Origin of the sequence: Arthrobacter sp. UYEF36 (assembly GCF_040547025.1) — a bacterium.
Taxonomy (GTDB): domain Bacteria; phylum Actinomycetota; class Actinomycetes; order Actinomycetales; family Micrococcaceae; genus Arthrobacter.
Genome location: NZ_JBEPOX010000010.1, coordinates 180,326 through 193,995, shown reverse-complemented (window position 1 = coordinate 193,995; position 13,670 = coordinate 180,326). Strand labels below are relative to the sequence as shown.

Annotated in this window: 11 protein-coding genes; 3 read left to right on the top strand and 8 right to left on the bottom strand. The window is 68.3% G+C overall.

Annotation, left to right across the window (positions count from 1 at the left end; all coding sequences use genetic code 11):
- Both ABIB29_RS15490 and nboR read left to right on the top strand, forming a co-directional pair.
- Positions 1 to 1,419 (top strand): transketolase-like TK C-terminal-containing protein (locus ABIB29_RS15490; RefSeq protein WP_502915626.1); only part of this gene is annotated, 1,419 nt, incomplete at its 5' end.
- A 23-nt stretch (positions 1,420 to 1,442) separates the two neighbouring features.
- Positions 1,443 to 2,069, top strand: coding sequence for a nicotine blue oxidoreductase (gene nboR, locus ABIB29_RS15485; protein WP_354173690.1), 627 nt, complete (start codon positions 1,443 to 1,445; stop codon positions 2,067 to 2,069).
- 91 nt (positions 2,070 to 2,160) lie between these two features.
- Here nboR and ABIB29_RS15480 read toward each other — a convergent pair whose 3' ends face one another.
- Complete coding sequence (locus tag ABIB29_RS15480) at positions 2,161 to 2,805, bottom strand: uracil-DNA glycosylase (RefSeq protein WP_354173689.1); 645 nt, start codon at positions 2,803 to 2,805, stop codon at positions 2,161 to 2,163.
- A gap of 95 nt (positions 2,806 to 2,900) precedes the next feature.
- Between ABIB29_RS15480 and ABIB29_RS15475 the strand changes: the two genes are divergently transcribed.
- Positions 2,901 to 3,425: a DUF488 domain-containing protein gene (locus ABIB29_RS15475; protein ID WP_354173688.1), complete on the top strand. Its 525-nt coding sequence runs from the start codon at positions 2,901 to 2,903 to the stop codon at positions 3,423 to 3,425.
- 95 nt (positions 3,426 to 3,520) lie between these two features.
- On the opposite strand, the gene ABIB29_RS15470 is transcribed toward ABIB29_RS15475, so the two are convergent.
- The 7 genes from ABIB29_RS15470 to ABIB29_RS15440 form a co-directional block, all read right to left on the bottom strand.
- The gene (locus ABIB29_RS15470) at positions 3,521 to 4,504 is read right to left on the bottom strand and encodes an aldo/keto reductase (protein WP_354173687.1); all 984 of its coding nucleotides are present in this window, start codon (positions 4,502 to 4,504) and stop codon (positions 3,521 to 3,523) included.
- A gap of 123 nt (positions 4,505 to 4,627) precedes the next feature.
- The gene (locus tag ABIB29_RS15465) at positions 4,628 to 5,371 is read right to left on the bottom strand and encodes an aspartate/glutamate racemase family protein (protein WP_354173686.1); all 744 of its coding nucleotides are present in this window, start codon (positions 5,369 to 5,371) and stop codon (positions 4,628 to 4,630) included.
- 27 nt (positions 5,372 to 5,398) lie between these two features.
- Positions 5,399 to 6,967 carry an NCS1 family nucleobase:cation symporter-1 gene (locus tag ABIB29_RS15460; RefSeq protein ID WP_502915625.1) on the bottom strand — a complete coding sequence of 523 codons (1,569 nt, stop codon included), beginning with the start codon at positions 6,965 to 6,967 and terminating at the stop codon, positions 5,399 to 5,401.
- 338 nt (positions 6,968 to 7,305) lie between these two features.
- A complete protein-coding gene (locus tag ABIB29_RS15455) occupies positions 7,306 to 10,134 on the bottom strand; it encodes a molybdopterin-dependent oxidoreductase (protein ID WP_354173685.1) in 2,829 nt (942 codons plus the stop codon).
- Between the two features lie 2 nt (positions 10,135 to 10,136).
- A complete protein-coding gene (locus ABIB29_RS15450; protein WP_354173684.1) occupies positions 10,137 to 11,078 on the bottom strand; it encodes an FAD binding domain-containing protein in 942 nt (313 codons plus the stop codon).
- 30 nt (positions 11,079 to 11,108) lie between these two features.
- Positions 11,109 to 12,380, bottom strand: a complete 1,272-nt coding sequence (locus ABIB29_RS15445; protein WP_354173683.1) for an XdhC family protein — start codon at positions 12,378 to 12,380, stop codon at positions 11,109 to 11,111.
- Between the two features lie 171 nt (positions 12,381 to 12,551).
- Positions 12,552 to 13,046: a nucleoside deaminase gene (locus tag ABIB29_RS15440; RefSeq protein ID WP_354173682.1), complete on the bottom strand. Its 495-nt coding sequence runs from the start codon at positions 13,044 to 13,046 to the stop codon at positions 12,552 to 12,554.
- Between the last annotated feature and the right edge of the window lie 624 nt (positions 13,047 to 13,670).

The following is a 13,670-nucleotide window of genomic DNA, read 5'->3' as shown; positions in this document are numbered from 1 at the left end:
ATCACCGACGACCAGCTCGAAGGCGACCTCTACCGGCCCCCGTACTACCACCCCGGCATGGACTCCCCCGAGATCCAGTACCTCATGGAACGCCGCCGCGCCCTCGGCGGCTTCGTCCCCGAACGCCGGCCGGACCACGCGCCCATAGAGCTGCCGGACCCCAAAACCTATGAGATAGCCAAGCGCGGGTCCGGGAAACAGCAAGCCGCCACCACCATGACCTTTGTGCGGCTGCTCAAAGACCTGCTCCGGGACAAGAAGTTCGGGCACCGCATTGTCCCGATCGTGCCGGATGAATCGCGCACGTTCGGGATGGACGCCTTCTTCCCCTCAGCGAAGATCTACAACCCGGACGGCCAGGGCTACCTGTCGGTGGACCGGGACCTGGTCCTGGCCTATAAGGAATCGGCCCAGGGCCAGCTGATCCACCCGGGCATCAACGAGGCCGGGGCGGTCGCGGCATTCACCGCCGCCGGCACGTCCTACGCCACCCACGGCGAACCGCTGATCCCGATCTACGTCTTCTACTCGATGTTTGGTTTCCAGCGCACGGGCGATTCCTTCTGGGCCGCGGCGGACCAGATGACCCGCGGGTTCATCATCGGCGCCACTGCCGGCCGCACCACCCTGACCGGTGAAGGCCTGCAGCACGCCGACGGCCACTCCCCGATCCTGGCCGCAACCAACCCCGCCGTCCTCACCTACGACCCCGCGTTCGGATACGAAATGGGCCACATCATCCGGGACGGCCTGGAACGGATGTACGGACCGGTCTCCGAAGACCGGAACCTGATGTACTACCTCACGGTCTACAACGAGCCGATCTTCCAGCCGGCCGAACCCGAGAACCTCGACGTCAACGGCGTGCTGAAAGGCATCTACCGGGTGTCGGCGTCGGACCTGGAAGGGCCCAAAAGCCAGATCCTGGCCTCGGGCGTCTCGGTGCCGTGGGCCCTCCAGGCCCAGCGGGTCCTCGCCGAGGACTGGGGCGTCTCCGCGGACGTCTGGTCCGTGACGTCCTGGAACGAACTGCGCCGCGACGGGCTTGCCGCCGAGGAAGAAGCGTTCCTCAACCCCGGCCAGCCCGCCCGCATCCCGTTCGTCGCCGAACAGCTCGCCGGCGCGAGCGGTCCGATCGTGGCCGTGACCGACTACATGAAGGCCGTCCCGGACCAGATCCGCCAGTTCCTGCCGCACCAGTTCGCCTCGCTCGGCGCCGACGGGTTCGGCTTCTCCGACACCCGCGCCGCCGCCCGCCGCTTCTTCAAGAACGACACCCACTCGATTGTGGTGAAGACCCTGCAGCTGCTGGCCGCCCGCGGAGAGATCGACGGCGGTGCGCCCAGCTACGCGATGGACCGCTACAAGCTCCTGGACGTCACCGCGGGCACCACCGGCGGAGCGGGAGGCGACGCCTGACCCGCGGGCGTTAGGGTGGGCAGATGAGCGACAGCGGAGCACTGGCCCATAGCCGGGCACCTGGCACGACGGCGGTGCTGCTCGCCGCCGGCGCCGGGACACGGCTGGGCCTCGGTCCCAAGGCGCTGCTCCCGTTCCGCGGCCGCACGCTCGTGGAAGTACTGGCCGACGTGCTGCTTGCGGGCGGCTGCCGGGAAGTGGTGGCGGTGCTCGGCGCGGACGCGGCAACGGTCCGCGCCGGCACCGACCTCAGCCGGCACCGGGTCATCGACAACCCGGCCTGGGCCACGGGCATGGGCAGTTCCTTCCGGCTCGGCGTCGCCGCGGCAGCCCCGGCGGACCATGTGCTCATGGCCCTGGTGGACCAGCCCGGGCTGACCCCTGAGACCGTCGCCCGCCTGCTGGCATCCCACCGGCCCGGCCGGGTGACGGCGGCCGGCTACCGTGGCCCCGAAAGGAAGCTTCAACGGGGTCATCCGCTGCTCCTGGATGCCGGCCTCCGCGCTGAAGCCGCGGAAAGGGCCACTGGCGACGCCGGGGCACGCTTCTTCCTCCAGGCCCACCCGGAGCTGATCGACCTCGTGGACTGCAGCGACCTCACCGGCGGCGAGGACCTCGACTCCCCCGACCAGCTGCACCTCCTCGACTAGCCACCCCGCCAACTCCACCCCACTACAACGCGGGGTCACTTACGGCCCAAAAAACACCACACCATGGGCCGGATCTGACCCCGCGTTGGGTTTAGCGGGAGGGGTCCAGGAGCTCCTGCAGCCCCCGCTTGAAACCGGACCGGCCGCCGTGGGCCGGATACCTGATCTTCGGCACGTCCAGGCCGCTCCGCTGCAGGCTGCGGTGCGCCACATTCCCCACGGCCACCACCGTTTCGATGGGGAACACCTCGGTCAGCGCCTGCCAAAACGGCGTTCCCAGTGCTGCTTCGGAGGCCGTGGGGGTGCGGTTGGACAGCGGCCGCCCCGGCACGTGCGTATGCCACGGGCAGGCACTCCAGAGCAGGGGAAGGACGTCCAGCTCGGCCAGCACCTTCCACATCACCGTGGCCGTGGGTTCCGCCGCAATCCCCGCAGCATCCGCCGGCAGCACATAGCCCTTGCCGGGCCCGAACAGCCCAAAGACGTTGGCAGGCCCCTCGAACATGGTGCGGTTGGTGAAGGGAACTCCGGTGATCCTCATGCCCCTGAAGCCGGGCGCCTCGCCCACCAGCAGCACCGTCGGGGAGCGGTCCAGCATTTCCTGCAAGTAGATTCCCAGGTTTTGCCGGCGCAGCGCATTTCCCGGTTCGTCGTGATCAAAGAAGTTGTTGCACCCCGGCCCCGTTGCCACCGAGGCGAGCCGGTCAACAAAGCCCTCGATGGCGGATGAAGTCATGTCGTGCCCGTTCCCTTGGCAGCTCGTCGGTTAATCAGAATATCCGGGCCGCCCCGCCGCGGCACGGTCGTCACGGCCCGTCCTAGCATGGGGGCATGACGGACATGACCATCTTCACCGTGGGGCACTCCACTCACCCCATCGACGAATTCATTGGCATCCTGAAGGCCCACGGCGTAAAAAAGCTGATCGATGTACGCACCGTCCCGAAATCGCGGCACAATCCGCAGTTCAATGAGGACGCACTCGCGGCGAGCGTGCGTGCCAGCGGGATCACCTACCGGCGGATGGAATCCCTCGGCGGCCTGCGCCACGCCCGGAAGGACAGTCCCAACGGTGCCTGGCGGAACGCGTCGTTTCGGGGGTACGCGGACTACATGCAGACCGAGGACTTTTCCACCGCCATCGGCCAGCTGCTGGAACGCGGGCGGACCAACGATGCGGCGGTCATGTGCGCGGAAGCCGTCCCGTGGCGCTGCCATCGCTCGCTGATCGGCGACGCGCTCCTGGTGAGGAATGTCGAGGTGCTGGACATCATGACGGAAAAATCCGCCAAGCCCCACACCCTGACCTCCTTCGCACGCGTCGAGGGAGAGCGGGTCTGGTATCCGGAGGACTGACCGCCGGCAAACCAACCACAACGCGGGGTCAGTTACGGCCCAAGAAGCGCCCCAACATGGGCCCGATCTGACCCCGCGTTGGTTTTAAGAGGCGGTTACCAGCGCGGGTGGATCGATTCGCGGAAGTACTTGTCGTAGATTTCCCGGACGCCGACGTCGAACGTTGCGTCGATGCCGCCGATCCCCGCCGCTTCGGCGTTAGAGCGGGCCTGGTCCACGTTCCGCGCGCCGGGGATCACCGTACTGACGCCGTCCTGCGCCGCGATCCAGGCGATGGCCGCCTGGGCGGTGCTGACGCCGTCGGGCACCAGTTCCTCGAACTCGGCCATCGCCTTCAGGCCCTGCCCGAAGTCCACGCCGGAGAAAGTCTCCCCGACGTCGAACGCGGAGCCGGTGCGGTTGTAGTTCCGGTGGTCGTCCGCTGCGAAGGACGTGTCCGCGGTGTATTTGCCGGAGAGCAGCCCCGAGGCGAGCGGCACACGGGCGATGATGCCGACCCCGGCGGCTTCCGCCGCGGGCAGGACCTCGTCCAGCGGCTTGAGCCGGAAGGCGTTGAGGATGATCTGCACGGTGGCCGTGCCTTCGTGCCGCATGGCCTCAAGGGCTTCGTCGGTCCGTTCCACGCTGACGCCGTAGTTCCGGATGGCCCCCTCGGCCACGAGGGTGTCCAGCGCGTCGTAGACTTCGGCGCTGCTGTAAACGGCGGTGGGCGGGCAGTGCAGCTGGACCAGGTCCAGCCGCTCCACGCCCAGGTTGCGCCGGGACCGGTCCGTCCACTCGCGGAAGTTGGCGAGGTTGTAATGTTCCGGCTGCTGTTCCACCCGGCGGCCCATCTTGGTTCCCACCGTGATCTCCAGGCCCGGGTTGTCGGCCATGAATTTGCCGATGGCCTGCTCGCTGCGGCCGTCGCCGTAGACGTCCGCGGTGTCGAAGAACGTGACGCCGGCTTCCACGGAGGCGGCCAGGATGGCCTGCGCGTTAGCTGGGTCCACATTGCCCCAGTCCGCGCCAAGCTGCCAGGTCCCCAGCCCAACAATGGAGACGTTCCGTCCGGTTTTGCCCAAGATTCGCTTTTCCATCATCCGACTATAGGCCGGAACAGCAACGCGGGGTCAGATCCGGCCCAAGAAGCCCCACAACATGGGCCGGATCTGACCCCGCGTTCGTCTTGGGGCGTTGGTTTTAGCGGGAAGAGGGCAGGGTCACCGCGTTGCGTGCGCGGGGGCAGCCACGAGCGGCCAGCCGATGACCGTCTTCGGTCGCGGGGTGGCATAGGTCCGGACTTTTGACGTGCTCAGCCGCAGCCGGACCAACGATTCAGCGATGGTGACGGCAGCCGCCACACCGTCCACCACGGGGACGCCGGCACGCTTCCGGATCTCCTCGTCCAGACCGGCCATGCCACCGCACCCAAGGACAATGACTTCGGCCTTGTCCTCGCGGACTGCCAGCAGCGCCTGTTCGATGATGGCTTCCACCGCGCGCGCCGGATCTTCCTCCAGTTCCAGGACAGCCAGTCCGCTGGCCCGGACCGAGGCGCAGCGGGCGTCGAGGCCGGCCAGCTTCAGCCGGTCCTCGATCAGCGGGACGGCCCGATCCAGGGTGGTGATCACGGAGTACTTGTGGCCCAGGAACATGGCGGTGCTCGCGGCCGCCTCGGTGATGTCCACGACCGGAACGTCGAGGAGCTCCTGGAGCCCTTCGCGGCCGTGTTCGCCGTAGCCGGCCTGGATGACGGCGTCGTACGGCTCGGAATAGGACAGGACCCTGTCCATCACGGCGATCGCCGCGAGGTAACTCTCAAAGTTCCCCTCGCAGGAGTCCGCGCCGAAGCGCGGAGTGAGTCCGACGATTTCCGTATCCGGAAGCGCGACCTGGCGTGCCTGCGCGGCGATGGAGTCGGTCATGGACTGTGTGGTGTTGACGTTGGCGACAAGGATGCGCATGGGGCATTTCCCTTTCAGGACAGCTGGTCAGTGGGTGCTGGCGACGGCGATTGCCTCGCCGTCGACGTCGTCGAGCAGCAGGGAGCGGTCCGAGATGACGTAGTAGACCGCCGCGGCGATGCCGGCCGCGACGAACCACGCGAACGGGGCGGCGGCTTCCAGCGCCGGAACAAACGCAATCAGGAGCGCGATGCTGGCGGCGGGCACCATGGCGATCATCGCGCGGGGGTTGAAGCCCTTCTTGTAGTAGTAGGCGCCGGCCCGGTCCTCGGTGTAGAGCTCAATCACGTTGACCTTGCCGCGGCGCAGCAGCCAGTAATCGGCCATCACGACGCCGAACAGCGGGCCGAGCAACGCCCCGAGTCCACCAAGGAAGTACACAATCACCAGCGGGTTGTTATACAGGTTCCACGGCAGGATGATCAGGCCGATGGTGCCGCTGACCCAGGCCGCCTTACGGAAGTCCAGGTGCTTCGGAAAGAGGTTGGTCAGGGCATAGACGGGCGCCACGAAGTTGGCCATCAGGTTCACGGCGATGGTCAGGATCAGGAGAGCGAGGCAGGCCAGGACAAGGAACAGCGTGTTCGGAATGGTCTGCACAATGTCCGACGGGCTCTCGATGATGGTGCCGTTGATCTTGAACTGTCCACCGGCCATAACCACCACGATCGCGCCGAAGAGGAGCATATTGATCGGGATGCCCCAGAAGTTGCCGCGCACCACGGCCTGCTTGGAGACGGCAGACCGGGTGAAGTCACAGAAGTTCAGGACGAACGTTCCGTAAATGGCCACCCAGAGCGCGCCGCCGGCGAAGATGGTGCGCCACATTTCGGCGCCTTCGAGGGCATTGTCCGCGGCCCATGCGATGGAGCCGCCGGCTTCCACGAAGATCCAGACGGCGATGGCGGCCATGGTCACAAGGATGATGGGCCCGGCGAAGGCCTCGTACTTGCGGATCATTTCCATGCCGAAACTGACGATGACCAGCTGGACGATCCAGAGGAACACGAACGATGCCCAGCCCAGCGTGGAGAGGCCGAGGATGGAGTTGGCGTCCAGATCCCGCAGCGAGGGAGCCATAGCAACGAGCATGACGCGGAGCACCACCGACGCCAGATAGGTCTGGATACCGAACCATGCCACAGCGACCGCCCCGCGCAGGAGGCTGGCGATCTGGGCTCCCCTGATGCCGAAGCTGATCCGGCTCATGACGGGGAACGGAACACCGGTCTTGACGCCCATGAAGCCGGAAAGGCTGAGCAGCGCAAACAGGAGGACGGCTCCGACGCCCAGGGCGAGAAGGATCTGCCAGCCGCCCAGCCCGAGTGCGAAGAGCCCGATGGCGAAGGCGTAGTTGCCAAGGCTATGGACATCGTTGGCCCAGAGGGTGAAGATGCTGTAGCTGGTCCAACGGCGCCCTTCCCGCTTCGTCGGGGCAAGGTCAATGTTGTACAAGGTGGGGCTGATCGTCCGGCCGGCGGCGGCGCTGGCTGCATCGCAAAGCGCGTCGACACCCATGGAGGGGTGGGTTGCTTTGCTCAAGTCACCTGCGGCCTGGGGAGCCGGGTCGACGCCGGGCAACGGTGTCGTCTGCATCGTGATCTCGCTTCTTGAAGATGTCTTCCATGCATTCCGCACTGGGATCTGCGCCGGAATCTAACGGCGGGAGCGTCATTGCTTGTATTCCACAATGCGAAAGAAGGATATCGGATAGTGAAATAACAGTATGATCTAGGTCACGCGGCCGTCAAGGGTTTGCGGATTCCGGCCAGTCACAATCGGTTGGCTCGAGACCATGGGCAACCCGCGTCCGCCCGCCAGGAATCGCCTCGGCGACGAACAACGCGGGGTCAGCTACGGCCCATTAAGCACCTCATCATGGGCCCGATCTGACCCCGCGTTGGTTTTGGGGCGTTGGTTTTAGCGCACTGGTTTTAGCGGGAGGAGGCCAGGCCCGCTTCCTTCAGGCCGAGGTAGATCTTGTCCCGGGCGATCGGCAGCTCCGCGAACCGGACCCCGGTGGCGTTCCGGATGGCGTTGGCCAGTGCCGGCGCCACCGGATTGAAGGGGCTCTCGCTCATGGACTTCGCGCCCAGCGGGCCCAGCTTGTCGGTCGTGTCGGCGAAGTACACCTCGCTGCGCGGCACGTCCGCCAAGGACGGGATGTGGTACTGCCGGAGGATGTCCGTGGTGACCCGTCCGGCGTCGTCCACCCTGACCTCCTCATACAGTGCGGCGCCGAGCGCCTGCGCGATGCCGCCTTCGATCTGCCCGCGGCACTGCCTCGGGTTGACCACGACGCCGGCGTCGGCCGCCTGGACGCTCTGCAGGATCCGCAGCTCCCCTGTCCCGGTGTTCACGGCCACCCGGAAACCGTGGACGTTGAACGCCACCGACCGCGGTGTCCCGCCCCAGTGCCCCTCGCCGGAAAGGTCGACGCCGGCCGCTGCGGCGGCGTCGAACAGTTCCGCCAGCGGCACCCGGGTTCCCTCACAGATGACCGCGTCACCCTCCAGCACGCACCCGGAGGCCTGGACCTGCCGGATGCCCGCGGCGAAAGCGCGGATCCGCACCGCCAGTTCCTCGGCCGCGGCGAGCGTGGCCTTCCCGGCCACCACCGTCCCGGCCGAGCCGAAGGCGCCGGAATCGTGGTCGACGAGGTCCGTGTCCGACTGCCGGACCGTGATCCGGCCCGCGGTGGTGGACAGGGCAGTGGCGGCGAGCTGGGCGTGCACGGTGGTGGTGCCGTTGCCGAACTCGGCGGTCCCCACGTCCACCTGGTAGGTTCCGTCCGGCAGGAGCCGGAGCCGGGAATGCGCGAAGTGGCCCCGCGGCGGGACGGTGTCGATCATGGACAGCGCCGAGCCTTCGCCGGTGACCCAGTCCGGGCCGAGGTCCTGGAGTCCGGCGTCGCGGTAGCGGTCCCGGCCGCGCACCAGGGCGTCCTGCACCAGCCGCGTGCACTGGTCCAGCCCGTAGCTGCCGTAGAGGACGTCCTCTTCCGGGTCGGGGTGCGTGGAGAGCATGTCGTCGCCCTCGCGGACCATGTTGCGGCGGCGGAATTCCATCGGATCCATGCCGATCCCGGCGGCGAGCTCATCGACGGCGGACTCGATCGCAAAGATCATCTGGCTCAGCCCGTAGCCGCGGAAGGCCCCGGACGGCACGGTGTTGGTGTAGACCGCGTGCGCATCCACCTTCTTGTTGGCGCAGTTGTACACGCCTAGGGATTCGCCGCAGCCGTGGAACATCACGCCCACGGAGTGGTTGCCGTAGGCGCCGGCGTTGGTCAGCACCTCCAGCTGCAGGGCCGTGAGCCGGCCCTCGTTGCTGGCGGCGGCCTTGAGCCGGATGGTGAACGGGTGCCGGGTGGTGGACGCCGTGAATTGCTCGGTGCGGGTGAATTCGAGCTGCACCGGGCGCCGCAGTTTCAGTGCGGCGAGGGCCACGATGTCCTCGGTGAGGACCTCCTGTTTGCCGCCGAAGCCGCCGCCGACCCGTCCCGCGACCACCCGGATCCGGTCCTCCGGCAGGCCGAAGACCCGGCCCAGGGTGCGCCGGACCAGAAACGGCACCTGGCTGGAGGTGCGGACCTGGAGCCGGCCGTCGTCGTCGATCGAGGCGATGGCGGCGTGGGTCTCCAGCGCGGTGTGTTGCACCCGCTGGGTGCGGTACGTCTGCTCGTGGATGAAGTCCGCGGACGCAAAGGCCGCCGCGACGTCGCCCAGTTCGGAGTGCAGCTCGGCCACCACGTTCTGCTCCGGCCGCCCGATGCGGGCCGTGGCGGCGTCCTTGTCCCCGTGGACCAGCGGCGCGCCGGGGCGCATCGCGTCCTGCGGGGTGAACACGGCGTCCAGGACCTGGTACTCCACTTTCAGCGCCCGGACGCCGGCTTCCGCCGCGGCCACGGTCTCCGCGACGACGGCGGCGATCCGCTGCCCGACGAACCGGACCACGTCATCGAGCACCCGGGTGTCGTCCGGATCGTCGGTGTAGAGCTCGTGCTGCGCCGTGGAAAACAGCTGCGCGGGTGAGTCCTCGTGGGTGAAGACCGCCTCCACGCCGGGAATCCGCAGCGCGTCCGTGGTATCGATGGACAGCACGCGGGCGTGGGCGTACGGCGAGCGCAGGAGCTTCACGTGCAGCAGCCCCGGAAGCTCCGACGCCGGCACATCCAGGGTGTAGCGCGCCGTGCCGGTGACGATCGCCTGGCTGGCGGGCGCCGGGACGTCGTCGCCGAGCTGGCCGGGACGCGGATCGGGCTGGCCGACGCCGGCGATTCCAGATCCCGGCCCCGCGGGGTCCGGGTGTCTGGATTCGCCGTGCGCGGCCCCACCGCAGACGGCGTCCGCGATGGCCCGGTAGCCCGTGCAACGGCACAGGTTCCCCTTGAGGTTCCGCGGCAGGTCGGCCTTCTGTTCGTCGTCGAAGGTGGCCGCCGTCATCACCATGCCGGCGGTGCAGAACCCGCACTGGAAGCCCTGCCGTTCCATAAACTGCTGCTGCATGGGATGCAGGCCCGCACCGGGTTCGGTGCTGGCGAGGCCTTCCACCGTAGTGACGGCGTGGCCGTCCGCGCGGACCGCGGGGTAAATGCAGCTGTGCACCGGGGTGCCGTCCACGTGGACGGTGCAGGCCCCGCAGTCGCCGCCGTCGCAGCCTTTCTTCACGCCCAGGTTGCCCTGCTCGCGCAGGAACGTCCGCAGGCACTGGCCCGGCCTCGGTTCGGCCTGCGCCGGGTTTCCGTTGATCTCAATAGCCATGCTCAGGCCCCTTCCTGCTGCGGCGAAGCCGGCGGTGTTGCGCGTTCCGGCGGCCAGAAGTCGCCGGACACGAGTGCCGGCGGCGTGCCCGCCGGTGCTGCCAGTTCAGCCCGGATTTCCTCCGCGAGCCGGTAGGTCATGTCCTTGCGCCAGGCCGGCAGGCCGTGGATGTCGTCGTGGTAAATCGCGTCCGGGATGGCGGCGTCGAGCGCTTCGGACAGTCCGGCTGCCGAGCCGGTGCCGGCGGTGTTTTCGAGGCGCAGCTGCACGGGACGCGTGGTGGCGGCGGTGACGGTGAGGACCAGGCCGCCGTCGGCGTCGAGCCTGCCGATCAGCAGCACTCCCGACCGTCCCAGGTTGCTTAGCGACAGCCGGCGGAACGCGACCCGGGAGGCCAGGGCCGACGCCGGCAGGTGGATACTGCGGAGCAGCTCGCCGGGTGCCAGGCAGTTGCGCCCGTCCCCGGTGACGAATTCTGCCACCGGGACGATGCGGCTGGCGCCGTCCGGGCCGAGCACCGTGGCCACGCCGTCCAGGGCCACGCAGAGCGAGGTCATGGGTCCGGCCGGCAGGGACGTGCAGAGGTTGCCGCCCACGGTGGACATGTTCCAGACCTTGAAGGACGCCACGAACGAATCACAGCATGGCCGGATCAGCTCCAGGCCAGGCCAGGACGCCGCGTGCGGCCGGCCGGTTTCGCCGGCGGGCAGCGCGTAGAGCTCAGCGATGGTGCAGGTGGCCGCGAGTTCGATCCCGGATTCGGACACCGTGACGGCCGGCCAGCCGGTGGAGCCGAGGTCCAGCAGCCGGCGGAGCGGTTCCTTGCCGAAGGCGAAGCTGCCGTAGGAAAACAGCACGGTGCCGCCGGCGAGCCAGGCGTCTCCGGGCTGCCAGTCGGCCGGATCCGCGGTGCGGACCACCGCCTCGATGGTGTTCATGTCCATGGCATCTCCTGGTGGTGCGGGGTTCGGTGCTCAAGGGTGTGGTGCTGCGGGGTGTAGTGCTGCGGCGTCTGGTGCTCCGGAGTGTGGCCGGCGCCGGTGTATCGGTCCGCTCCCGTCCTTCAGTGACAGCCCCCGGGGGGAACGGCTCCGGAGGGCCACCAGTTCCGCGGTGATGGACACGGCCACCTCGGCCGGGGTGACCGCGCCCAGGTCCAGCCCGATCGGGGAATGCAGCCGTCCGGCCTCCTCCGGCGCCACCCCGGCGGCGAGCAGCGACTCTATCCGCTGGCCGTGGCTCCGCCGCGATCCCATGGCCCCGACGTACGCGAGATCCAGGCGGAGCGCCGCCTGCAGCAGCGGGATGTCGAACTTTGGATCGTGGGTGAGCACACAGACAACGGTCCGGGCATCGAGGCGCCCGGCGGCGGCTTCCGCGGCCAGATAGCGGTGCGGCCAGTCTGTGACCACTTCCTCGGCCAGGGCGAAACGCTCCTGCCGGGCGAAGGCCGGCCGGGCGTCGCACAGGGTCACGTGGTAGCCGAGCAGCTTGGCGGCCGGCACCAGGGCCGCGCCGAAATCGTTGGCGCCGAACACCAGCATCCGGGCCGGCGGTCGCCTGCTCTCCACCAGCAGCGTGATGGGCCCAGCGGCGGGCCGGCGCGCTCCCGGGCTGCCGTAGCAGCCGGATTCCACGGCCAGCCGCACCACCCCGGTGGTGCCGCTTCGCAGCAGGGGCTCGAGCTGCGCGGCTGCCGCAAGCAGCAGGGCATGGCCCCCGCCGGCGGCTCCCAGCAGGGCGGCCACGGCATCGGACTTCGCCACCTGGTAGCTGGCGGGATCCGGGACGACGACGGCTCGGGCACCTCGCGCGGAAGCGTTCCCTCGGGGGGCTAGCGCATCGACCCGCCGGATGAGCGCCAGGCCCGCGCCGGGGTCGTGGGCGTCCTGTGCGTCCCGGCCCTCCGGCCGGAGGCCGCCGAAAGTGTCCGCCAGCAGTTCGATGTGGACTTCCAGCTCGCCTCCGCAGGTGAGCCCGACGGCGAACGCGTCCTCGGCGCTGTAGCCGAAGAACTCGCGGCGGGTGCCGCCGTCGGCGATCACTTCCAGGGCCGCCGCCACTACGCCACCCTCAACGCAGCCGCCGGAGAGGCTGCCCAGGACATCGCCGGACTCGGACACGAACATGGAGGTTCCCACCGGGCGCGGCACGGACCCGCCGGTCCCCACCACGGTGGCCACGGCGCACCGCTCGCCGGTGGCTGCAGGCTGCCAGTCCGCCAGCGCAGACATCAGATCCAGCATTGCTGCACCCCCCTAGTCCCGTGCGGCGTTGGTGTGCACATTCTCGTTCGTAACCGTGGCCGGGGGAAGCACCGCACCGGCCGGGTGCCCCGGAAATCCGCTGCAGTTCCGGACCCTCGCGCCCTTGATCCGCGCTGCGGCTGTCCGAAAGCGCCGCGAAGTCGGCACGGCCTAGTAGTCGATCCGGTTCTGGAGGGTGTTCCAGGTGGTGAAGGGCTGCAGCACGGGCGGCGCCCCCGGACCGTCAAGCTCCAGCTTGCGCACGGGCAGGACGGCATCGGGCTGGTCGTTCTCGAAGTACTCGTAGAACACGGCGTCGTCGAAGCCGACCGAGGCGGCATCGTGCCGGTCCGCGGCGAAGATCACGCGGTCCACCCGCGCCCAGAGGGCGGAGGCCAGGCACATGGGGCACGGCTCGCAGCTGGTGTAGAGCGTGGCTCCGCTGAGCTCGAACCGGCCCAGTTCGGTGCAGGCCCGGCGGATGGCCGTGACCTCGGCGTGGGCGGTGGGATCGTTGGTGGCGGTGACGCGGTTGACGCCGTCGAATGCTTGCCCGTCCGCGGTGACAATGACGGCGCCGAAGGGACCCCCGCTGTTCATGACGTTGGCTGTGGCCAGCTCGATTGACCGGACAAGATACGCCTGGGCCGCGGCGGTGACAGTCATGATGCGACTCCCTTGTGCTGTGGAAGCCGGTTCCCGTGCCGAAACGTAATCAGCCAACTGCGTCGGTTACCAGGCTTCAGCGTGTGCGATGAAGGTTCAATTGCGCCTGGTAGATAGCCCCCGGATCCCGGGCGCCCGCCTTTGACACCAGCGAGAGTAACAGCGGAACGCGGGCCGCGCCAGTGGTTTCCGGAAGCTTGGTTTCGTGATGTGAAATCCGCATTTCCGGGTTGTCACAAGGGCGGATCGTTGGCGCGCCGTCTAGTCCTGGCTGCGACCAGCCGGTTCATCCAACGCGAGACCCGGCCGGACCGGAGTCCGCGGTCGGCGGGGAAGTAGAAGTCCGGATCGGTGCCGCCGCGCGGGTGATATAGCTCGGCGGGGGCCGTGGCTGGCTCCGCTCCCTGCGTGCTGGCTGGTTGCTGCTGCTGCTGCTGCATCTGATGCTCCCTGGTCTGTTCCTTGACGTTCTGACCCTGCGGCTCGCCCCGCAGCTTTCACCATGCGGAACTTAGTTATTGCTATACGGAAACGGTAAAGGCGCGCCTCAGTGCAGTCAAGGGCCTGTTTCCGCCGCCACACAGACTGCCGGTCACAATCGGAAAATTCAGATTGTGATGTACA